15 protein-coding genes are annotated in these 22,244 nt (G+C 58.9%); 8 read left to right on the forward strand and 7 right to left on the reverse strand.

Annotated features, from left to right (window positions below):
* The first annotated feature begins 121 nt into the window (after positions 1–121).
* Positions 122–316: a DUF6316 family protein gene (locus ACIF4X_RS16095; RefSeq protein ID WP_397482891.1), complete on the forward strand. Its 195-nt coding sequence runs from the start codon at positions 122–124 to the stop codon at positions 314–316.
* A 135-nt stretch (positions 317–451) separates the two neighbouring features.
* Here ACIF4X_RS16095 and ACIF4X_RS16100 read toward each other — a convergent pair whose 3' ends face one another.
* Positions 452–1,636: a thiolase family protein gene (locus tag ACIF4X_RS16100; RefSeq protein WP_397482892.1), complete on the reverse strand. Its 1,185-nt coding sequence runs from the start codon at positions 1,634–1,636 to the stop codon at positions 452–454.
* 103 nt (positions 1,637–1,739) lie between these two features.
* Entirely contained in the window at positions 1,740–3,254 is a 1,515-nt protein-coding gene (pap, locus tag ACIF4X_RS16105) for a polyphosphate:AMP phosphotransferase (RefSeq protein ID WP_397482893.1), read from the reverse strand.
* Positions 3,255–3,426: 172 nt separating this feature from the next.
* On the opposite strand from pap, the gene mnmC reads away from it, so the two are divergent.
* Positions 3,427–5,406 carry a bifunctional tRNA (5-methylaminomethyl-2-thiouridine)(34)-methyltransferase MnmD/FAD-dependent 5-carboxymethylaminomethyl-2-thiouridine(34) oxidoreductase MnmC gene (mnmC, locus tag ACIF4X_RS16110; protein ID WP_397482894.1) on the forward strand — a complete coding sequence of 660 codons (1,980 nt, stop codon included), beginning with the start codon at positions 3,427–3,429 and terminating at the stop codon, positions 5,404–5,406.
* Between the two features lie 3 nt (positions 5,407–5,409).
* Here the strand turns inward: mnmC and ACIF4X_RS16115 are convergent, their stop codons facing one another.
* Complete coding sequence (locus ACIF4X_RS16115) at positions 5,410–10,233, reverse strand: NEL-type E3 ubiquitin ligase domain-containing protein (RefSeq protein ID WP_397482895.1); 4,824 nt, start codon at positions 10,231–10,233, stop codon at positions 5,410–5,412.
* A 339-nt stretch (positions 10,234–10,572) separates the two neighbouring features.
* Here ACIF4X_RS16115 and ACIF4X_RS16120 point away from each other — a divergent pair, with 339 nt between their 5' ends.
* From ACIF4X_RS16120 to ACIF4X_RS16140, 5 genes are all read left to right on the forward strand, one after another.
* Positions 10,573–12,360, forward strand: coding sequence for a dermonecrotic toxin domain-containing protein (locus tag ACIF4X_RS16120; protein ID WP_397482896.1), 1,788 nt, complete (start codon positions 10,573–10,575; stop codon positions 12,358–12,360).
* 109 nt (positions 12,361–12,469) lie between these two features.
* On the forward strand, positions 12,470–14,242 hold the full coding sequence (locus ACIF4X_RS16125) for an N-acetylglutaminylglutamine amidotransferase (RefSeq protein ID WP_397482897.1): 1,773 nt from the start codon (positions 12,470–12,472) through the stop codon (positions 14,240–14,242).
* A gap of 3 nt (positions 14,243–14,245) precedes the next feature.
* Entirely contained in the window at positions 14,246–15,994 is a 1,749-nt protein-coding gene (gene ngg / locus ACIF4X_RS16130; RefSeq protein WP_397482898.1) for an N-acetylglutaminylglutamine synthetase, read from the forward strand.
* A 166-nt stretch (positions 15,995–16,160) separates the two neighbouring features.
* On the forward strand, positions 16,161–17,351 hold the full coding sequence (locus ACIF4X_RS16135; protein ID WP_077574040.1) for an osmoprotectant NAGGN system M42 family peptidase: 1,191 nt from the start codon (positions 16,161–16,163) through the stop codon (positions 17,349–17,351).
* Positions 17,352–17,552: 201 nt separating this feature from the next.
* On the forward strand, positions 17,553–17,780 hold the full coding sequence (locus ACIF4X_RS16140; RefSeq protein ID WP_003199186.1) for a YheU family protein: 228 nt from the start codon (positions 17,553–17,555) through the stop codon (positions 17,778–17,780).
* A gap of 5 nt (positions 17,781–17,785) precedes the next feature.
* Here the strand turns inward: ACIF4X_RS16140 and csrA are convergent, their stop codons facing one another.
* From csrA to ACIF4X_RS16155, 3 genes are all read right to left on the reverse strand, one after another.
* Positions 17,786–17,971 carry a carbon storage regulator CsrA gene (csrA, locus tag ACIF4X_RS16145; protein ID WP_007908359.1) on the reverse strand — a complete coding sequence of 62 codons (186 nt, stop codon included), beginning with the start codon at positions 17,969–17,971 and terminating at the stop codon, positions 17,786–17,788.
* A 135-nt stretch (positions 17,972–18,106) separates the two neighbouring features.
* The gene (locus ACIF4X_RS16150) at positions 18,107–18,439 is read right to left on the reverse strand and encodes a YnfA family protein (RefSeq protein WP_007908357.1); all 333 of its coding nucleotides are present in this window, start codon (positions 18,437–18,439) and stop codon (positions 18,107–18,109) included.
* Positions 18,440–18,502: 63 nt separating this feature from the next.
* Entirely contained in the window at positions 18,503–19,318 is an 816-nt protein-coding gene (locus ACIF4X_RS16155) for an SDR family oxidoreductase (RefSeq protein ID WP_397482899.1), read from the reverse strand.
* Between the two features lie 300 nt (positions 19,319–19,618).
* Between ACIF4X_RS16155 and ACIF4X_RS16160 the strand changes: the two genes are divergently transcribed.
* Positions 19,619–19,777 (forward strand): DUF3309 family protein, encoded by a 159-nt coding sequence (locus ACIF4X_RS16160; RefSeq protein ID WP_169432680.1) that lies wholly within the window; start codon positions 19,619–19,621, stop codon positions 19,775–19,777.
* 74 nt (positions 19,778–19,851) lie between these two features.
* Here the strand turns inward: ACIF4X_RS16160 and ACIF4X_RS16165 are convergent, their stop codons facing one another.
* The gene (locus tag ACIF4X_RS16165; RefSeq protein ID WP_397482900.1) at positions 19,852–21,945 is read right to left on the reverse strand and encodes an LTA synthase family protein; all 2,094 of its coding nucleotides are present in this window, start codon (positions 21,943–21,945) and stop codon (positions 19,852–19,854) included.
* Positions 21,946–22,244: the final 299 nt, after the last annotated feature.

Here is a 22,244-nt window from a genome sequence, read left to right on the forward strand (position 1 = left end):
AACTGTGCAGGTCGCAGCAGTAATTTGACGCGTCGCCGTTGATCGGCTGGACGGGCGCGCCAAGTGCTTCAGGCATAAGCTCATTGGATCCCGTTCAGCGTTTCAGCCAAGGAGACCGCTCATGTTAGGAATGCGCGCCCAAGACAGCGCCCCCGCCACGCACTTTCGCAGCGACCGGCTGTGCCGGGTCAATGGCGAACTGTTTTTCAGTACTCGGGAAAATACCCTTGAAGGGCCGTTTGAGAGTGCCGAGAGAGCTGAGCAGGAAATAAAAGCTTATATCGCGCGGATGCAGCTACAGGATTCCAACCGCTAAGCGGTGGTGATCCAATCGCTGGCAAGCCAGCTCCCACAGGATTAGTGGTGTACACAATTTGTGCGACCGTTATGAAACCTGTGGGAGCTGGCTTGCCAGCGATAGCAATGGAACAGACAACAAAAATGCTCTGGCTTAGCGAACTGCCTCAAACAACCCCGTCGCGCCCATCCCGCCGCCCACACACATCGTCACGATCCCATAACGCAAATTACGCCGTTGCAACTCACGCACCAGATGCCCGACCTGCCGCGACCCGGTCATGCCAAACGGGTGGCCAATGGAAATCGAGCCACCATTGACGTTGTACTTGTCGTTATCGATCTCCAGCCGATCACGGCTGTACAGGCACTGCGAAGCGAACGCCTCGTTCAGCTCCCACAGATCGATATCCGCCACCTGCAAGCCCTTGGCCCTGAGCAGTTTCGGCACCGAGAACACCGGGCCGATGCCCATCTCGTCCGGCTCGCAACCGGCCACGGTGAAACCACGAAAAAACGCTTTCGGCTTGAGGCCCAGTTGCAACGCTTTCTCCAGGCTCATCACCAGTGTCATCGACGCACCGTCGGACAGTTGCGACGAGTTGCCCGCCGTCACCGAACCGTCCTCGGCGAATACCGGTTTTAGTCCAGCGAGACTTTCATAGGTGGTGTCCGGACGGTTGCAGTCGTCGCGGTCCACAACGCCATCGAGAATCTGCACGTCACCGGTGCTCTTGTCCTCGACACGATACTTGACCGCCATCGGCACGATTTCATCGTTGAACAGCCCGGCGGCCTGCGCCGCCGCAGTGCGAATCTGACTTTGCAGCGAATAACGATCTTGCGCTTCACGACTGACGCCATAACGGCGCGCCACCACTTCGGCAGTCTGGCCCATCGTGTAGTAGATGCCCGGCGTCTGCTGCTTGAGCACAGGGTTGATCAGGTGATCGGTGTTGACGCTTTTCATCGTCAGGCTGATCGACTCGACACCGCCGGCGACGATGATGTCGCTGCAACCCGAAGCAATCTGGTTGGCGGCAATCGCAATCGCCTGCAAACCCGACGAGCAGAAACGATTGAGGGTCATGCCGGCAGTGCCAGTGCCCAGACGCGAGAGCACCGCGACGTTACGGCCGATGTTGTAGCCCTGCGCACCTTCGTTGGAGCCGGCACCGACGATGCAATCCTCGACGCTGGCCGGGTCGATGTCGTTGCGCTCAAGCAGGGCGTTGACGCAATGAGCCGCCATGTCATCGGGACGGGTCTGGTTGAACTTGCCGCGAAAGGATTTGGCCAGGCCAGTCCGCACGCTGTCGACGATCACCACTTCACGCATGGCATACCTCATTGTTGTTGTCAGTTGAGAGTGGACCTGAGCATAAGTCCACCCGATTACCGACCGCGACAATCATTCACCCCGCGTATGCGTGCCCATCGCCTCAGTCCTTGTGTTTCTTCGCGTGCTTGTCGGATTTGTCGAAGGCTTCTTCCAGTGCACGGTTGATTGTGCGCAACACCTTGACCCGCGCCCAGCGCTTGTCATTGGCCTCGACCAGGGTCCAGGGCGAGATTTCCGAGCTGGTGCGATCGACCATATCGCCCACGGCGGCCCGATAGGCATCCCACTTGTCGCGGTTGCGCCAGTCGTCCTCGGTAATCTTGAAGCGCTTGAACGGGATTTCTTCGCGCTCCTGGAAGCGCTCCATCTGCGTGTCCTTGTCGATGGCCAGCCAGAACTTGACGACGATCACGCCGGCGTCGGCCAGTTGCTCCTCGAAATCATTGATCTCGCCATAAGCGCGCAACCAGTCGGCCGGCGTGCAAAAACCTTCGATGCGCTCCACCAGCACCCGGCCGTACCAGGAGCGGTCGAACACAGTGAACTTGCCGCGCGCCGGAATGTGTCGCCAGAAGCGCCACAAGTACGGCTGGGCCCTTTCTTCTTCGGTCGGTGCGGCAATCGGCACGATGTTGTACTGGCGCGGATCGAGCGCCGCCGCGACCCGGCGGATCGCCCCGCCCTTGCCTGCCGCGTCGTTGCCTTCGAACACCGCGACCAACGCGTGGCGGCGCATGCGCTTGTCGCGCATCAGCCCGGACAAGCGCGCCTGCTCGGTGATCAGTTGTTCTTCGTAGTCTTTCTTGTCCAGACGCTGAGTCAGGTCGAGGCTGTCGAGCAGGTTCAACTGATCGACTGGCGTGCCCAGCGGCGCGGCGCTGACATCGTGCGGACGCACGTCCGGACGCTTCAGCGCATTTTGCAGACCCTCCAGCAGAATCTTGCCGACCGCCAGGCCGCGGTAATGGGCGTCGACGCCTTCAATCACATGCCACGGCGCGTAATCACGGCTGGTACGGCGCAGCACGCGCTCGCCGTATTTGACGAACTTGTCGTAGGTTTCCGACTGCTGCCAGTCCAGCGGACTGATGCGCCAGCTGTGCAGCGGATCATCGGCCAGTGCTTTGAGCCGGGCCTTCATCTGTTTCTTCGAGAGATGAAACCAGAACTTGAAGATCAGTGCGCCTTCATCGCAGAGCATCTTTTCCAGACGTTCGGCACCGGCAATCGCCTGATCCAGACGCGGATCCTTGAACAATCCGTGCACCCGCCCCTGGAGCATCTGGCTGTACCAGTTGCCGAAAAAGATGCCCATGCGCCCCTTGGCCGGAAGCATCCGCCAGTAGCGCCACGCCGGTGGCCGCGACAACTCTTCATCGGTCTGCTGATCGAAAGTGCGCACTTCGATCAGGCGCGGGTCCATCCACTCGTTGAGCAATTTGACCGTCTCGCCCTTGCCCGCACCCTCGATACCGTTGATCAAGATAATCACCGGGAAACGCTTCTGCTGCTGCAATTCGAACTGGGCTTCGAGCAAGGCTTCACGCAGTGCCGGGACGGCCGCCTCATAGGTGTCTTTGTCGATGGCGTGACCGATTTCAGCGGATTCAAACATGGGACGGCTCCTTCCAGGATTCAGCAAGACTAGCGGATTGGGCACAGCAACGGCGCAGAAATTCCCGCAGGTGACGGATTGTCCGCGAGTCGTCGGGCGCAAGCCTTGCCATGGATCAAGCAGCGCCCGCGCGATCGGCTAGAATGGCGGCCTTGTCGTTGCCGAGCCTGCCATGAAGCCCGTATTGCCCCACGCCCAACTTGATTGGGATGACCAGGGACGCCCGCGTTCGCGGGTGTTCGATGACGTGTATTTTTCCGACAAATCAGGTCTGGATGAAACCCGTTATGTGTTCCTCGAACAGAACCGTCTGGCCGAGCGTTTTGCCGCGTTGCCGGCGGATGGGCGGCTGGTCATCGGCGAAACCGGTTTTGGCACCGGGCTGAATTTTCTCTGCGCCTGGCAGTTGTTCGAGCAACACGCCGTGGCCGGTGCGCGGTTGCATTTCGTCAGTGTTGAAAAATACCCATTGAGCCCAGCGGATTTGCAACGGGCCCTGGCCTTGTGGCCTGAACTCAAGCCACTGTCCGATCAGTTGCTGACGCACTACGTAGCGATACATCAGGGTTTTCAGCGCATCACTTTGGCCAACGGCCGCGTGACCCTGACGCTGTTGATCGGCGATGCCCTGGAGCAATTGCCGCAGCTCGACGCGCAGATCGACGCGTGGTTTCTCGACGGTTTCGCCCCGGCGAAAAACCCCGACATGTGGACCGCCGAACTGTTTGTTGAACTGGCACGTCTGGCGGCGCCCGGTTCGACCATCAGCACCTTCACCAGCACCGGTTGGGTTCGCCGTTTGCTGAATGCCGCCGGGTTCAAAATGAAGCGCACGCCGGGCATCGGCCACAAGTGGGAAATCCTCCGTGGCGAATTTCTCGGCTGGCCGGCGGAAGTTGCACCGCCAGTGCCGGACAAGCCGTGGTTTGCTCGTCCTGCACCGATCGTCACTGAGCGGCGTGCGCTGGTGATCGGCGCCGGTCTGGCGGGATGTGCCACGGCGTCCAGTCTGGCCGCACGGGGCTGGCAGGTCACGTTGCTTGAACGCCATGAGGCGGTGGCGCAAGAAGCCTCAGGCAATCCGCAGGGCGTGCTGTACCTGAAGTTATCCGCCCACGGCACGGCGCTGTCGCAACTGATCGTCAGCGGTTTCGGTTACACCCGACGCCTGCTGGAAACCCTGCAACGCGGCACCGACTGGGACGACTGCGGCGTGCTGCAACTGGCATTCAATGCCAAGGAAGCCGAGCGTCACGCGCAGTTGGCTGAAGCCTTCCCGGAAGACCTGTTGCAGTGGCTGGATCAGCCCGAGGCGCAGGCCCGCGCCGGGGTCGGCGTGAGCCATGGCGGTTTGTACTATCCCGAAGGGGGTTGGGTGCATCCGCCGGCGCTGTGTCAGGCGCAAGCGGCGCAGCCGAACATCGAACTGCTCAGCCATTGCGAAGCGCTGCAACTGCGCAAGGTCGATGAACAGTGGCAGGCTCTGGACGGAGAGCGTTTGCTCGCCAGCGCGCCGGTCGTGGTGCTGGCCGGTGCTGCCGAGATCAAACGCTTTGCCCAGAGTGCCGAGTTACCGCTCAAGCGCATTCGCGGGCAGATCACTCGTCTCGCCGAAACCGCAGAAAGTCAGGCGCTGGCCACGGTGGTCTGTGCCGAAGGCTACGTTGCCCCGGCGCGTTTGGGCGAACACACCCTCGGTGCCAGTTTCGATTTCAACAGCGATGACCTGACGCCGACCACGGCCGAGCATGTGGGCAATCTGGCCATGCTCGAAGAGATTTCCACCGACCTCGTCGCGCGTCTGCACATCAGCGAACAGCCGGTCGACGATCTGCAGGGCCGCGCAGCCTTTCGCTGCACCAGCCCTGACTATTTGCCGATTGTCGGGCCCCTCGCCAATCGCGAGGTGTTCCTTGAGGCCTATGCCGCCCTGAGCAAGGATGCCCGGCAAGTGCCGGACATTGCCTGCCCGTGGCTGCACGGTCTGTACGTCAACAGCGGCCACGGCTCACGAGGCTTGATTACCGCGCCATTGTCCGGCGAACTGCTCGCTGCCTGGCTGGACAACGAACCGCTGCCGCTGCCACGCAGTGTCGCCGAAGCCTGTCACCCTAACCGTTTCGCCCTGCGCCAGCTGATTCGCGGCAAGTGAATCTCACATGTCTGGCATCGCGCACAGGCCCAGGTCCATCAGGCGGATAGACTCTTGCGTCAGGCGCTTGAATTCTGCCTCTTGCGCCTGCTCCTTTTGAAGTTTGAGGGCAAGCCCCTGCCTCAGATAGTCAGCACTGGGCAGTGTGTCCGCCTGCTCATCCAGGGCACTCATCCGCGGCGCAAACGACTCATCGATCAGCGAGAATTTGCGCGTAAACGTACGTTTCAGATAGTCACGCCAAAACGTCTGCTGCTGCATGAATTCGAGCCATCGGGGGGAGAGTTCGTCCGTAGCGATCCGGTTTCGCGCCTTTTCCAGATCGGCGGCGGTCACGCCGCTCTCCGGTCCCAGCAGCATATTCTGCGGCTGGCCGGGCAGGTCCAGTGTCTTCGCCAGCCCGATGCGATAAGCCAGGTTCACCTCGACTTCATCCAGTTTCCCGACCTTGACCGCATGGTCGTGGGCAATCGCGTTCAGTCGATGCAGCCGTAACAGACTGCGGCCGAGTTCGAGCAGCGGTTTGGCAGTGACCTTGCCGCCGGCGCCCTTGGTTACATGATCGACGTGAACAGCCACTTCAAGATGACTGAAATTGATCGCCGCCGTGTCATCGCAATTGATCGGGTTGGCGGCCAGATCGAGCAACTCATCGCACAGAGGGCCATCGGCCTCTGCTGCCTTCAATACCACCCAGATCCGTCGCTGCAGGTCAGCGCGACCCTTCGTCCCGTCGGCGGTATCGCCCAGTCGCGCCAGCAGCTGGAACAAGCCTTCGGCACGGCTATCGTCGCGAAACGCCTCCCAGATTCGCACCTGCGTCAGCCATTCCTCACCGGTCGTCTTGGTGAGCCATAATGAGCGCGCGGTTTGCTCGTGGAGTCGGGCAATGTCGTCTGCGGTGAAACCCATTCCTATACCGTAGTTATTGCGATAGTTATCCAGATACGTCTTGCTGGTTTCAGTAAAGGGATTGCCCCCCAGGTTGAGCGTCCGGGTAAATCGTCGCGGTTTTTGAAACAGCCAATCGGGCAATTCCTTGATTTTGTTTTTGCTCAGATTCATCCATTCGATATGGGCGAGATTCTGCAGACCTTGAGGCAGTTCGGTAATCCCCGTTTGGCGCAGCTGCAACAGACGCAGGTTGCTCATTTGACTGACATCCGGAGTGGCGCCCAACGGGTTGTCGTTCAGATTGAGATTCGTCAGCGTGCGCAGCCGGTTCAGCTTCGTCAATGTCTGCTCGGTCAGCTTTACCTGATTGCCCTCCAGGCTCAATCGCTTGAGGTTGGGCATATGCGACAACACTTCGGGGAGCCGGGTGATTTTATTGTTGTCGAGTTCCAGCGACTCAAGCTGTTTGAAGGATTTGAGGAAGTACGTGACATCATCATTCTGCGCCATGTCTTTCATCGACAAACGCTGGATATGGTCAAAGCTCAATCCCGCAGGCATGCTCGGCAGCTTGCCGATGCGCATTCGATCGAGATTGAGGGCACAGACCGGTTTGCCCTGTTCACCCTCGGCCCAGTCAAACCGCCGAAAGGCCTTCTCGATCAGCTCGGCCGCCATCTTGCGGCTGTGCCGCGCTTCGGCCAGATCCCCCCCCATCGCCTCCAGGGCGGTGCCATCTTCACTCCAGATAAAGAGAACGTCACGCAGGGTTTTCAAATCCTGACGCAGGGCTTTGACCCGCAGCGCCCGGCTCAGCCGATCGTCACCCAGTTCATCAAGCAATTGACTGGCCTGCGCTTCATCCAGGCGGGGATAGAGTTTGCGCACTTTGCGCAGCAACTTGCGTGAGTGGTTCGTCGCCGGGGCCTGATCGCCTTGCACGCAGGCCGGCTCGACGCCCGACGGTTGGTACTTGCCGTTGACCAGTGTTCGCCCGGTGGCTTCGCGCTCTTCGAGCCCTGCGTCGAGCAACTTGCTGCGCAAGCGCTGTCTGCCGGTCTGTCCGGCATCGATCAATCCGCTCGCCTCACGCTGACGTGACGGCAGCGCCTTCAGGATGGCGGTATACAAGGCGTCGGGCTCTGACGCCACCTTGCCAAGGGATTTTTTGTCGCCGGCAAATGCTTCATAACCGTCAGCGGATTTCACCACGTAACAGGTATCGTCGGAGGTCGCGGACGCCTCGCCGATGGCTTCCAGCACGGGTCCGGTCAAGCTCTTGTCGCGCACCTCCAGGCGCAGTTTTTTATCCCAGCCGCCAAGGCGTGGCAGCAACTGAATGGCCAGTTTGTCGGTATCGGCATTCGCCAGAAGTGGCCAGTGAAATCCCGTCAGCCCGCGGTCGAGCCGCACCTTGGCGGCAGCGCCCCGGGCCCGCTGCCCCAGCCGCAATGGCACCCGTGCGGTGGTGCGCAGGTGCTGGCGCTCGACACTGGGGGCGCGGTCGATCAGCCGCTGTCCATAGCGCGCCGGGATGTCGGCGAAAACCTTGCGCAAATTGAGCAACTCATCCGCCTGACTCTCGTCGTAGCGTTGATACAGACGCTCGAACACCGCGCGATAATCGGATTTGAGCGCCGCACCAAGCTTTTTCGCCAGTGCACTTTCCTCAGTACTTCTTGCGACTTTGCCGCCCAGCAACGCATCGACCTCGTTTTGGTACAGACCATCGATCACCGTTTGCAACAATTGCCCCCGGGACAATTGGTCCCGCGTTACAACCACACCCAGCGTTTCGTCGATCGTACTGTTCGCAGGATAGGTCGCATCGACCGCCCCTTCTTCTCCGGCCACCTCGATATAGCGGTCGGTGGGCCAGCCAGGCAGCTTCGGCAAGGCATGCATCAGCGTCTCGACAGATTGCCCGGAATGGATCTCGCCGTTTTCCAGCTCCAGGGTCAACTCCCGCAACTGGCGCCCGATGCGTACACGCTCGACGGTATCGCGCAGGCGTACAGGCAGGCGCAGATTGTCGTTGAAGGTGTCGAGCACGGTCTGATGCGAGGTGTCGCTGAGTCGACGCATCATGTCCAGGTCGCTGTCGAGGAATTCGCGCAAGTGCGGATCAATGCGTTTGAGCGCGTACGCAGAACTGCCCCATTCCTCCGGCTCTTCGCCGGGTAGCCGCCAACCGCCTTCGACGTGCCGGACCAGTTCCGGGGTATAGGCTTGCACGCGTCTGGCGTGTTCCAGGCGCCACAGGTTGGCGTCGATATCGTAGCTGCCGGCGAACACACGATGGTCCACATTGCCAAGGGTTTTCGTGCCAATCTGATAAAACTCCTTGGAGCCGGCATCGATGGTGAACCCAGCCGGAAGAGAATGCTCGTAAGGCGCCAAATCGGGCTTCCACAGGCGCGCTCTACCGGCGTGATTGAGAATGGCGGTGAATTCCCCAAAGAACTGCGGGTGCGTGCGCAGCAGTTTGCTAGCCAGTGCCCCCAAGACTTTTTGCCCGCCGGCGAAGACGCCCATCAACGCGATGTTCTCGACCACGCCGAGCAGATGCGACTGGGCTTGTTGATGATCACCGCGCTGCCAGTCTTCGACACCTTCGTACACTTCGCCAAGCAATTGCCCCACCGCGACGCCCATCATCAATTGCCCGAGCACCGGCACGAAGAGCCCGGCCACCGAGGCAATGCTCACCCCGCGCTGAATGAAATCGAGCAGACGCTGGCGGCGTGTCTCTTCATCGATATCCGCAGTAGGCACTGCCAGTTTGCGTGCGTCGATCTGCAACTTGCCGACATGGCTTTGCACCATGAAATCAAAGAGCGGCACGCTGATCGGCCATTGTTCGACCAGGCCCAGATCGTTTTTTTCAGCGAACGTCTTGAAGAAATCCGCCTTGTCATCTTCGTCGAGGCTGCGGGCAAAGTAGTCCTGATAATTCGCGGTTTTCAGTTGTTGCACCAGGTAGCGCTTGAATGCATTGAAACTCGGGTATTCGTACACGGCCCGCTCAGGTTCGCCGGGCATGTACACGATGCACCCGTCCTCAGGGTGTTGTTCCACCGAGCGTCTGGAAAAAACGACGACGCCCCACACGCAGCTGTCGAGTATCTTGATGCCCTGCATGATCAGCGGTTCTTTGCCGTATCGCAGGGTTTGCGCCGACGCCACGCCCTCGGCCAACATCAGATCCTGCAACATGCGCAAGCCTGCCGCTGTGATATCGCCCTTGAGCTGGGCCAGGTGTACATCGAGTTCCAATAGCGACTGCTTCAATGCGGCGATATCGCGGGTCGTGTCACTGGTCGCCAAGACTGTGCCGCTTTCATCACGCAGGCCGAACACTTGCTGCAGATGCTCCTGGTATTTCTTGCCCAGATCCAGCTGGCGGCAAAATGCGGCAAACGTCGCCGGGGTCAAGCCGCTCACACCCAGCGGCGCGCTTTTGAGGCGCACCTGACTGCCCTCGGGAAACGCGTCAGCCTGCTCCTCGTCTTCGGTGAAGTTCTGCATGGCCGCCTGCAAGAGCGTTTGCGAGGCGTGTTTGACGAGGTCGATTCCGGCCTGATCGGTCGCGGTCGTTTCGCAGCCACAATCAACACCCGGCAAACTGACCACATCCACACCTGCGTCATAAAGCGCCGGCCATTTTTGGTTCAGTGCCGCGTTCAGTTCGCTGATACAGAAGTCGGCCAGCGGTTTTAGCCGGATCAGATCTTTATTGACCTTGAGTTGCCGGGCGTACAGTTCACGGTTGATTTTATCCAGCCTGGCCAGGCTGGTGGCCGACGCCTTGAGCAAATACGCCGGGAGCGTTTTTTCCAGAGTTTCGGCGGTGTCGAGGTCGCCGGTGGCTTCGAGTAATGTGCTCAAGATCGAGCCCTGAGTCAGCGTTTGTTTGTTGTCCTGGGTTGTCATCAGCAATAGTCCTTTATTGCGCTTATCGGCTTTCAACCTTATCGCTATCGAACCTACATTAAAAACCTGAAATACCATTGAAAACCCAAACAACCCATCAACTTTTATCACTGATAAAAATAATCCTGCAGCACCCGAGCCGTACAAATTTCCGGCATCGACAATCCAGTCCCCCAGGATCAGACTGACGCACACTCTTGAAACGCGACGGCGGTATATACCTATATTTCTCAATTAAAATATCGCTCGCACTGGGTTCCCAACCATCAACTAATCGCGTTATTTTCCTTCACTGAAACACACTAGGATTAAGTCTCTTTTCCTAAATGAGACTTCTTCATGGATACGCCACTTAAAAAACAACCGGTAGCTGCAACAGTCAATTTACAGTCGGACCCCCTGGATCGTTTCAACCACCTTTTCAAGAAAAACGATCCCAAAAAGCTCACCGATTTTCGTAACGCCATTAATCAAGCGACCCCCTTTCATCATTACTTCGAATCGCTGGTAAGCAAGCTGGTCAATCTGGAACAGTACTGCAGGCTCAAACTTCTGCACGCACTGAAGCAGAAGTACGGAATGCGCTTCAGCGTCGATGACCTGATCAGGCTCGCACCCGCCAACACCAAAGACCAGACCTCGCCTACCCTCACCCTGTTACAGGCAGCCATGCTGAACTTTACCGACGAGGAAGCAACTGCCGGTTACTTTTCAAATGACAGCGGGACGTTGCCTCAACCACGCAAAACATCTGAGCCGGGGTCATCGGATCTCAGGATCAGCGCAGAGGAATTTGCAGCGCTGAGTCGCGAGCTTGATCTCGGAGGTGCCTACCTCAAATACATTTCCAGCGTATTGAAGGATGCGCGCGTCACACGGCTCGGCGCACAACTGCACAGGCACAACTTTGAACTCTGCGCTTATGAGAAGTACTTCACCAAGCCGCCTGGCAAGGACGCTCTGGGCGCTGAATTTCCGCCCCATCAGCTTCATGCACTCATGCAGCTCGTATACAGTAAAGAGGATATCTTGACTGGCGATTTATTCTACAACGGTAAAATCCAGCTGCACGCTTTGCAGCTGTTTGGGAAATATACGACAGACGCCACGCTGATCACATGGCGCCATTCTACAGAGGCAAAGAAAGACAGTTTTATCCTGTATGTACCCAATGATTCCGGCGACGGTTTCTACACATCCAATAACCGCATCGAATACATAGACCGTTTTGTTTATGAGTTTCTTCCAAAAGCAGAGTTTCGGGAACTGATCAAGTCTCAGCTACCCATCACCGAGCAACACGACTTTGCGCTTAACACGCTGGAAAACATACACTCGGATATCAATTTTATTCCGCTCGGGAAAGGCTTAAATCAACACCTGTTTGATCGTTACGTCGACAAGCTCTTCGCTGATTCCAGAGAGTTTGCGGTGCCGGTCGTCAACATCAATGAAGCAGCCTATGCCAACCGACGAAAAAAATCGGCCTTGGGCAAATATTTCACGTCTCTCAAAAGTCCGACCGATGATTTCATCACCCGCTTGCGCACCCATCCCACTGATCGGCTGCTGAGCAGCGTATTCAATAGCGTGAACACCTGGCCGGTGCCCGAAAGGCACCTGGCGCTGATTCGGTTGCTGGATCTGAAAAAAATACCGTCTGCCGCCGATGGCGACAGCAATGGCAATAAACCGCAGGCGGACGAAGGCGCAGCAACTGATTATTTCGACCAATTCGAATTAACCGAAAAATCAACCGGGCATCCGCTCTATCTACAGAAAAAATCTGCGGTGTCTGAGTACGAAGTAAAAGCCTACATCGCCAGTCTGGTTATAGCGCAGGGGAGTCTCGATCACTATGAACACAAAATATACGAATGGAACGACCGTCACTTCATCAAGGTCGCCGACAGCGTTTTTGAAGTGGAACCCGACCCTCTCGCCTGGCGCGTCTGCCATCCGCTCGATCCGTACGCCTACCGTCCACCGGCCGTGTATTCACCCACTAAGGGCTGGAGCGTGAAACACGGCGTAGGTATCAAGCAAAGTACACATGCTCAAGAAAACATTGATCACAAAGCAGTAGTGAGTTGTGGGCCGGAAACAGATCCAACGCCGCGCTTATAACTTATCGTTCTAAAACTCCACTTACCGGCGCGGGTCAGTTTCTGAGTACCCGCCCTTCTGGCGAGGTATGGCTTGACCCCTCCCCAACGGAAAAACCGGTAAGGATTTTATGTGCGGATTAGCTGGCGAGTTACGTTTTGATCAACAACCTGCAGACCTTGCAGCGATCGAGAGAATCACCCATCACCTGGCCCCTCGCGGCCCCGACGCGTGGGGCTTCCATGCCCAAGGGCCGATTGCCCTGGGTCATCGTCGCCTGAAAATCATGGACCTGTCGGACGGCTCGGCGCAGCCGATGATCGACAGCCAACTGGGCTTGTCCCTGGCCTTCAACGGCGCGATCTACAACTTCCCGGAACTGCGTGCCGAACTCGAAGCGCTGGGTTACGCCTTCTATTCCGGTGGCGACACCGAAGTGCTGCTCAAGGGCTACCACGCCTGGGGCGAAGCGCTGCTGCCGAAACTCAACGGCATGTTCGCCTTTGCCATTTGGGAGCGCGACGCCCAACGCCTGTTCATCGCCCGCGACCGTCTCGGCGTGAAGCCGTTGTACCTGTCGCGCACCGGCCAGCGCCTGCGCTTTGCCTCGGCGTTGCCGGCGCTGCTCAAGGGCGGCGACATCAACCCGATCCTTGATCCGGTGGCGCTCAATCATTACCTGAATTTCCATGCGGTGGTCCCTGCGCCGCGCACCTTGCTGGCCGGCATCGAAAAGCTGCCACCAGCGACCTGGATGCGCGTTGAAGCCGATGGCACCACCGAGCAGAAAACCTGGTGGACCCTGCCTTACGGCCCACACGATGATGAGAAAAATCTGACGCTGGAAGACTGGGTCGACCGCGTGCTCGACAGCACTCGCGAAGCGGTGGCGATTCGTCAGCGTGCCGCTGTAGATGTCGGCGTGCTGCTGTCCGGCGGTGTCGATTCGAGCATGCTCGTCGGCCTGTTGCGCGAAGTCGGCGTGGAAAACCTGTCGACCTTTTCCATCGGTTTCCAGGATGCCGGTGGCGAGCGCGGTGACGAGTTTCAGTATTCCGATCTGATCGCCAAACACTACGGCACCCACCACCATCAATTGCGTATCGACGAGAAAGAGATCATTGAACAACTGCCCGCCGCGTTTCGCGCGATGAGCGAGCCGATGGTCAGCCACGACTGCATCGCCTTCTACCTGCTGTCGCGCGAAGTGGCCAAGCACTGCAAGGTGGTGCAAAGCGGTCAGGGTGCCGACGAGTTGTTCGCCGGTTATCACTGGTACCCGCAAGTCGACGGTGCGGCCGATCCTTATGCGGCTTATCGCAACGCGTTTTTCGACCGCAGTTACGACGACTATGCCGCCACCGTGCAGCCGAAATGGCTGACTGAGAATGACGCTGCCGGCGATTTCGTGAAGGAACATTTCGCCCAACCTGGCGCCGATGCCGCGGTGGACAAAGCCCTGCGTCTGGACAGCACGGTGATGCTGGTCGATGACCCGGTCAAACGCGTCGACAACATGACCATGGCCTGGGGCCTGGAAGCGCGTACGCCGTTTCTCGACTACCGTCTGGTGGAACTGTCGGCCCGCGTACCCGGCAAATTCAAGCTGCCCGATGGCGGCAAACAAGTGCTGAAAGAAGCTGCGCGCCGAGTGATTCCAAGTGAAGTGATTGACCGCAAAAAAGGCTACTTCCCAGTGCCGGGCCTCAAGCACTTGCAGGGCGATACGCTGAACTGGGTGCGCGAACTGCTGCTTGATCCGAGTCAGGATCGCGGCCTGTTCAACCCGGCCATGCTCGACAAACTGCTGACCGATCCGCAAGGCCAACTGACGCCGTTGCGCGGTTCGAAACTGTGGCAACTGGCGGCCCTGAACCTGTGGCTCAGTGAACAAGGAATCTGATTGATGAAACCTCACGCCACGGCCATCAACCAACGGCTGCTACGCGGCCAGACGCCGTCCTATGAACGCTTGCAGGCACGTCTGGCCGAAGACGGCAGCACGCTGGCCGCCGAACCGATCGCGGTGCATTGCGGCTGGGGCCGGTTGCTGATCGGCCACACGTTTCCAGATCCGGCATCGCTGGCGCAGGAACTGCTCAAAGAGCAGCCCGGCGAACGCGACATCGCGCTGTACGTCGCCGCGCCACAGCAGATTCTCGGCCTGGAACCGACGCAGTTGTTCCTCGATCCATCCGACACTTTGCGCCTGTGGTTCAGCGATTACCGCCAGGCCACCCGCGTGTTTCGCGGCTTTCGCATCCGCCGTGCGCAGAGTGAAGCGGACTGGCAGGCAATCAATCTGTTGTATCAGGCGCGCGGCATGCTGCCGATCGACGCCACGCGGCTGACCCCGCACCATCAGGGCGGGCCGGTCTACTGGCTGGCCGAGGATGAAGACAGCGGCGCGGTGATCGGCAGCGTCATGGGCCTGAACCATCACAAAGCCTTCAACGACCCGGAAAACGGCAGCAGCCTGTGGTGCCTGGCGGTTGATCCGCAATGCTCGCGTCCGGGTGTCGGTGAAGTGCTGGTAAGGCACCTGATCGAGCACTTCATGAGTCGCGGTTTGAGTTATCTGGACCTGTCGGTATTGCACGACAACCGCCAGGCAAAAAGCCTTTACGCCAAGCTCGGTTTTCGCAATCTGTCGACCTTCGCCATCAAACGCAAGAACGGCATCAATCAGCCGCTGTTTCTCGGCCCCGGCCCGGAGGCGCAGTTCAATCCGTATGCGCGAATCATCGTTGAAGAAGCCCATCGACGCGGCATCGATGTGCAGGTGGATGACGCCGATGCCGGGTTGTTCACCCTCAGCCATGGCGGGCGCCGCGTACGTTGCCGCGAATCGCTGAGCGACCTGACCAGTGCAATCAGCATGAGCCTGTGCCAGGACAAAAGCCTGACACACAAAGTGCTCAAAGGCGCCGGACTGAACCTGCCGTCGCAGCAACTGGCCGGCAATGCCGACGACAATCTGGCCTTCCTCGACGAGCATCAACGGGTGGTGGTCAAGCCGCTAGACGGTGAACAGGGCCAAGGCGTGGCGGTGGATTTGCAGAGCATCGACGAGGTCCAGCAGGCCATCGAAACGGCGAAGCAATTTGATAGCCGCGTGCTGCTGGAAAGTTTCCACGAAGGTCTCGATCTGCGGATTCTGGTAATTGGTTTTGAAGTGGTGGCGGCGGCGATTCGCAAACCGGCAGAAGTGGTCGGCGATGGCCAGCATTCGGTCGGCGCGTTGATCGAGGCGCAGAGTCGGCGTCGGCAAGCGGCGACCAGCGGTGAGAGCAAGATCCCGCTGGACCACGAGACCCAGCGCACCTTGCATGCGGCGGGTTACGACTACAGCAGCATTCTGCCGGCCGGCGAGCATTTGTTTGTGCGGCGTACGGCGAATCTGCACACCGGTGGCACGCTGGAAGATGTCACAGCGATTCTTCACCCGACGCTGGTCGATGCCGCCGTGCGTGCGGCGCGGGCGCTCGATATTCCGATGGTCGGCCTCGATCTGATGGTGCCGGCGGCGGATCAGCCCGAATACGTGTTTATCGAGGCCAACGAACGCGCCGGGTTGGCCAATCATGAGCCGCAGCCGACGGCGGAGCGGTTTGTCGATTTGTTGTTTCCGCACAGTCAGCCGGTTGTCTCTTGATTCTCTAGTGATTGAACCGACGCCATCGCTGGCAAGCCAGCTCCCACAAAGTTTGCGGTACACACAAAAACTGTGGGAGCTGGCTTGCCAGCGATGAGGCCCGATCAAGCAACACAAAACTTTCCTCATCGAAACCATCGGTGTGCTCAACCCATCAGGAGTTTCCATGACCACGCAAATCCCAGAACCGGATCTCAACTACCTGCAAAAAGTCCTCCTGGAAATGCTCGCCATTCCCAGCCCCACCGGGTTCACCGACACCATCGTGCGTTACGTCGCCGAGCGCCTGGAAGAACTCGGCATCCCGTTCGAAATGACCCGGCGCGGCACCATTCGCGCCACGCTCAAAGGCAAGAAGAACAGCCCCGACCGCGCCGTCTCGGCGCACCTCGACACCATCGGCGCGGCGGTTCGTGCAATCAAAGACAACGGGCGCCTGACCCTCGCGCCGGTCGGCTGCTGGTCGAGCCGTTTTGCCGAGGGCAGCCGTGTCAGCCTGTTCACCGACAACGGCGTGATTCGCGGCAGTGTGTTGCCGCTGATGGCGTCCGGGCATGCTTTCAACACAGCAGTGGACGAGATGCCGATCAGTTGGGACCACGTTGAACTGCGTCTGGACGCTTACTGTGCGACCAAGGCCGATTGCGACTCGCTGGGCATCAGCATCGGTGACGTGGTCGCCTTCGATCCGCTGCCGGAATTCACCGAAAGCGGACACATCAGCGCCCGCCACCTCGATGACAAGGCCGGGGTTGCAGCGCTGCTGGCGGCACTCAAAGCCATTGTCGACAGTGGTCAGGAACTGATGATCGACTGCCATCCGCTGTTCACCATCACCGAGGAAACCGGCAGCGGCGCGGCGGCAGCATTGCCGTGGGACGTCAGCGAATTCGTCGGCATCGACATCGCCCCCGTTGCGCCGGGGCAGCACTCCAGCGAACACGCGGTGAGTGTGGCGATGCAGGATTCCGGCGGGCCGTACGACTATCACTTGTCGCGGCATTTGTTGCGTCTGGCGGGTGAAAACGAGTTGCCGGTGCGCCGCGACCTGTTCCGCTATTACTTCAGCGATGCGCACTCGGCGGTGACGGCCGGGCACGATATACGCACTGCCCTGCTGGCTTTTGGTTGTGATGCGACGCATGGGTATGAGCGAACGCACATCGACAGTCTGGCGGCGTTGAGTCGGTTGCTCGGGGCTTATATTCTGAGTCCGCCGGTGTTCGCCAGCGATGCAGCGCCGGCGAATGCTTCGCTGGATCGCTTCAGTCACCAGATTGAGCATGACACGCAGATGGAAAGTGATACGCGAGTGCCGTCGGTGGACAGCCTGGTGGGGCAGCGTTCCGATAGCTGATCCGGTTTTTGTGGTGACAGGACTGGCCCCATCGCTGGCAAGCCAGCTCCCACAGTTTTCGCGGTGAATCACCTATTTTTGAACACCCTCAAACCCTGTGGGAGCTGGCTTGCCAGCGATGAGGCCAGCACGGTCAATACAAAACTGGCAGGCAAACCGCAATCGCCGTAGCATCCCGCCATTGATTCAACCGAGGTGCCCATGCTCATCCCCCACGACCAACTTGAAGTCGACACCCTCACCCGCCTCATTGAAGATTTCGTCACCCGCGACGGCACCGACAATGGCGATGACACGCCGCTGGAAACCCGCGTGCTGCGCGTGCGTCAGGCATTGACCAAAGGTCAGGCGCTGATCGTCTTCGACCCGGAAAGCGAGCAGTGCCAGTTGATGCTCAAGCACGACGTGCCCAAGCACCTGTTCGATTGAATGCTTCAGCGCAGCTTTTCAGTGGCCTGCTTGCGTTTGATCCGATCATAGACCTCCGCGCGGTGCACATTGACCTTTTGCGGGGCCTCGACGCCAAAGCGCACGCTGGAGCCGTTTACCGACAGTACGCGCAGGGAGATGTCGTCACCGATTGAAATCAACTCACCAACGACACGGCTGAGTACAAGCATGAGATACGTCCTTCAGGGTTAGCGAACCCTGAAGATGCGCGGCTTGAGGCAGCTCTACAATGCGCGCCGAGCAAATCAGTTTTGCCTTACACCCATACTCGCATCGAGCCGTCAGACGTTTCCGACAAATACCCGTCAGGCCGCAGAAAATCGCGGCCCGAACAGAATCACGCTGGCGCCGATCACGCACAGCGCCACGCCGATCCAGTCCGAACTCAATGGACGAACCCGCTCGACCACCATCAGCCAGCCAATCGACGCGACGATGTAGATCCCGCCATAAGCGGCATAGGCACGCCCCGCATAATTCGCTTCGACGCGGGTCAGTAACAACGCAAAGAGGGTCAGACTGAGCAACGCGGGAATCACCCACAGAGCACTTTTGCCCTGACGCAGCCACATGAAAAAGGCGAAGCAACCGGCGATCTCAAACAGTGCCGCGAGGAAGAACCACAAGTAATTGAGCATTGATGCGTCTCGACAGGGTGACCATTGCGGCCACCCTAACGACGCCGTCTGTAATGGGCAAGGTCAGCCGTTGTTTTGTCTGGCCTTGGCGCGCATTTTTTCCGCCATGGAAGTCATTTCGTTGTAGAGCAGTTGCGGGTTCTTTTGCTTGATCGCCCAGGCCATGCGTCCTTGTTCGTGGGGCAGGATCATGAATTCGCCGGCCGCTACTTGCTGATAGATGTAGTCGGCGATATCCGCCGCCGTAATCGGCGAACTTTCCAGCAACTTGCCCACCTGCGCTTTCATCGCCGGCGTCGGGCCACGGAAAGAGTCGAGCAGATTGGTCTGAAAGAATGACGGACAGACCACATGTACGCCGACTTCCTGCTGCGCCAGTTCAATCAACAGACTTTCCGAGAGCGCCACTACACCCGCCTTGGCCACGTTGTAGTTGCTCATCGCCGGGCCTTGCATCAGTGCCGCCATGGAGGCGATGTTGATGATTTTGCCTTTGCTCTGTTCAAGCAGCGGCAGGAACGCCTTGCAGCCTTTGACCACGCCCATCAGGTTGATCGCGATCTGCCAGTCCCAGTCTTCCAGCGACAGTTCGCTGAAGAAACCGCCCGAGGCCACGCCGGCGTTGTTGACGATGACGTCGATGCCGCCGAGCTTCTCTTCACAGGCCTGAGCGAACGCGGTGAGCTGGCTGTAATCACGCACATCACAGCGTTGGGTAAAACCGTCGCCACCGGCCTCGCGGACCATTTTCAGGGTTTCCTGCAGGCCGGGGTCGCTGACGTCGGACAAGGCCAGTCGCCAGCCTTCACGCGCCCAGCGCAGCGCGATTTCGCGACCCAGTCCCGAGCCCGCACCAGTGATCATCATGCGATTTTGCATAGCACACAGCCTTGTTGTTCCGGGGAAGATGCGCGGAGTGTAGCGAAGGATCGGCGCGCGCCCACGCTCCATCAGATTGCTGAATGGTGAGGGCAAACCGAGGCACGTTGGATTCCCGGAAATGGTCTGAGTTCTGAACTAGCCGAGCGGAAAAAGGAAATAAGCCTGCGATCCAAATACATTAAAAAAACATTGAATTTTCTTTCATGCGCACCGGTCGGAATTTGTAAGCCGTCTGGAATTACTTAGTCTCCAGTCGCCCTTGAATACCAAGACTTCTCGAACACTATCAACAAGGAAATCGACATGGGCACAATTCTTATCATTATCCTGATCCTGTTGCTGATCGGTGGTCTGCCGGTCTTCCCGCACTCCAGAAGTTGGGGTTACGGTCCGTCAGGCATTATCGGCGTGGTGTTGGTGGTGCTGTTGGTGCTGCTGTTACTCGGTCGGATATAACGATGTAACCGGCAAAAAAAGAGGCCCTGTTCAGGGCCTCTTTTTTATTGCGCGGATTTATTGTCGGTAAGCGATCAATCCGGCTTGCCGTGAACGACGCCCGCGGTGTTATCCATCAGGCTTTTGGTCGCCGTTTGCAGGAACGCTTCGAGCTTGAGTTTCAACTCAGCGGTGCGCGGTGCATTCGGCACCACTTCGGCGTGCGGATTGGCCCCCAACTGGTACTGCCACATCTTCGGCCCCATGTCCTTGTCTCTCGGCAATACCAGAATCTGGTCGGCCGTGACGATGGCGGTGGTCTGCTCGCTGCCCGACGGTTTGATCACACCGAAACCGGTGTCGCCTTCCGGCAGGTTGAGCAAATCGCGGCCCCAGCACTGATGACGCACTTCGCCACCGAGGCGACCCATGATGGTCGGCACGATGTCGATTTGCGTACCGACGGTGTGGTCGCGGGTACCGAACTTCTCCTGGATGCCCGGAGCGATCATCAGCATTGGCACGTTGAAACGGCCCAGGTCCATTTCGGTGATCTGGCGCTCGTTACCAAAACCGTGGTCACCGACGATGACGAACAGGGTTTCCTTGAAGTACGGCTCTTTGCGCGCCTTCTCGAAGAACTGACCCAGCGCCCAGTCGGAGTAGCGCATGGCGGTCAGGTGTTCGTTGAGGCTGCCACGGTCAGTCACACGCTCGACCGGCAATGGCGTCGGCAAGGCGTACGGCGTGTGGTTGGACAGGGTTTGCAGCAGCGCGTAGAACGGCTTGCCGTTTTCCCGCGCCTTGAGCTCCTGCAGACCACGGTCGAACATGTCCTGGTCGGACACGCCCCAGGTCGGATCGGAGAACACCGGATTGACGAAGTCATTACGGCCAACAAAGTTGGTCATGCCCTGGTTGCTGAAGAAGCCCGACTGGTTGTCCCAGGCGAAGTCGCCGTTGTAGACGTACACGTCGTCGTAGTTACGGGCGCTGAGCACCTGCGGCAGGCCGGACAGCTTGTGGCTGCCTTCCGGGGTCTGCATCAGGTATTCGAAACCTGGCAGGTTCGGGAAGCAGGCCATGGTCGCGAACATGCCCTGGTGGGTGTGCGTACCGTTGGAAAAGAAACGGTCGAACAGCAGGCCTTCCTTGGACAGTTTGTCGAGGTATGGCGTGATGTTGCCTGGCGCACCCAATGCACCGACCGAGTGACCGGCCATGCTTTCCATCAGGATCACCACGACGTTCTTGATCGGCAGGGTCTTGTCGGCCGGCGGCGTGTAATCACGGCGCACGGCGGCAATATCGGCATCGACCAGTTTGTCGTCCGGCATCAGCAGCATGTCGCGCACGACTTTCTGCGCCTGTTCCTGCGGCAACGTCGCTTTCCAGATGTTGTCGCGATCTTCGCCCATACGGGACTTGGCGGCCTCGATCAGCGACAGCGTGGCGTTGAGGCCGAGCTGGTTGGCAAAGTTGGAGTCAGTGGTGTAGACGTCCCCCCAACGCATCGGCGGGCCTTGACGCAGGGTGCCACGGGCGGCAACCACGCAGATCAACAGGCAGACCACGAACACCGCAAGACGGGTGTACCACGGTGCAACTTGACGGGTGCTGACGCTGCCGCCGCTGAAAGGTCCGCGCGGACGGGTGGCACGGTCGGCGCCTTTGAACGCCAGTGTCAGGATGACGGTGCCGATGACCCATGCCAACAGATAGCGAACCACCGGGAAACCGTACCAGAGCATGCTCATCACGGTTTTCGGGTCTTCTTTCACGTACTGAAACACCAGACCATTGAGGCGCTGGTGGAACTCACGATAGAAGTCCATCTCCATCAGGCCGAGGAACAGCGCAATACTCGAGGCGATCGTCAGCCACAGACGGAAGAAGCCACGTGCCGCCATGGCGCGAGCACTGAACAGCGCCAGCACCAGTGGAACGCACACGTAAACCACCAGGCGCAGGTCGAAACGCAGGCCATTGGCGAAGGCTTCGAGGAAGGTCGAAGCCGGGGTGTCGAGGATCATCTCGCGGTTGTAGACCAGCAGCGCGAGGCGCAGCACGGAAAACATCACCATCATGACCAGCGCGCAAAGCAGCGTGTAGGCCAGATGCGATTTGACGGTCGGTTGCAGCAGGCGAGCAGAAGATCGCTGCTGATTCAGGGCGTCCGGGTTTGCCATGTCGTTTTAGGACCCATTGGAAGTTGAAGTTGCAAAAATACAGCGGCGCCATGCCCTCTATTGGTCATTCCAGACCCCGGGGCGTGCGCGGTGCGCAAATGTTGCACGATCACCCGCACCATTGCCATTGATTACTGCCTCGCCGCCAGACACTTTCATTTAGCGCCCTGGCAGACCGGGACAGCGCGTAAACGCGGGCGAATTGTCAGGAACACTTTGTGAAAATTTCGTGCAACGCATATCTGGAAACACAATATAGCGACAAAACAAAACGCCCCGTATCGGTCGGGGCGTTTTGT

It is taken from the genome of Pseudomonas sp. NPDC085632, assembly GCF_044541255.1.
In the GTDB taxonomy this organism is placed as follows: domain Bacteria; phylum Pseudomonadota; class Gammaproteobacteria; order Pseudomonadales; family Pseudomonadaceae; genus Aquipseudomonas.

Bases quoted from the DNA above. Each gene is read 5' to 3' on its own strand.
- ACIF4X_RS16155 (WP_397482899.1), bottom strand. From the start codon at position 19,318: ATGCAAAATCGCATGATGATCACTGGTGCGGGCTCGGGACTGGGTCGC.
- ACIF4X_RS16095 (WP_397482891.1), top strand. From the start codon at position 122: ATGTTAGGAATGCGCGCCCAAGACAGCGCCCCCGCCACGCACTTTCGC.
- ACIF4X_RS16140 (WP_003199186.1), top strand. From the start codon at position 17,553: ATGCTCATCCCCCACGACCAACTTGAAGTCGACACCCTCACCCGCCTC.
- ACIF4X_RS16135 (WP_077574040.1), top strand. From the start codon at position 16,161: ATGACCACGCAAATCCCAGAACCGGATCTCAACTACCTGCAAAAAGTC.
- ACIF4X_RS16120 (WP_397482896.1), top strand. From the start codon at position 10,573: ATGGATACGCCACTTAAAAAACAACCGGTAGCTGCAACAGTCAATTTA.
- ACIF4X_RS16150 (WP_007908357.1), bottom strand. From the start codon at position 18,439: ATGCTCAATTACTTGTGGTTCTTCCTCGCGGCACTGTTTGAGATCGCC.
- ACIF4X_RS16165 (WP_397482900.1), bottom strand. From the start codon at position 21,945: ATGGCAAACCCGGACGCCCTGAATCAGCAGCGATCTTCTGCTCGCCTG.
- mnmC (WP_397482894.1), top strand. From the start codon at position 3,427: ATGAAGCCCGTATTGCCCCACGCCCAACTTGATTGGGATGACCAGGGA.
- pap (WP_397482893.1), bottom strand. From the start codon at position 3,254: ATGTTTGAATCCGCTGAAATCGGTCACGCCATCGACAAAGACACCTAT.
- ACIF4X_RS16125 (WP_397482897.1), top strand. From the start codon at position 12,470: ATGTGCGGATTAGCTGGCGAGTTACGTTTTGATCAACAACCTGCAGAC.
- ngg (WP_397482898.1), top strand. From the start codon at position 14,246: ATGAAACCTCACGCCACGGCCATCAACCAACGGCTGCTACGCGGCCAG.
- csrA (WP_007908359.1), bottom strand. From the start codon at position 17,971: ATGCTTGTACTCAGCCGTGTCGTTGGTGAGTTGATTTCAATCGGTGAC.
- ACIF4X_RS16100 (WP_397482892.1), bottom strand. From the start codon at position 1,636: ATGCGTGAAGTGGTGATCGTCGACAGCGTGCGGACTGGCCTGGCCAAA.
- ACIF4X_RS16115 (WP_397482895.1), bottom strand. From the start codon at position 10,233: ATGACAACCCAGGACAACAAACAAACGCTGACTCAGGGCTCGATCTTG.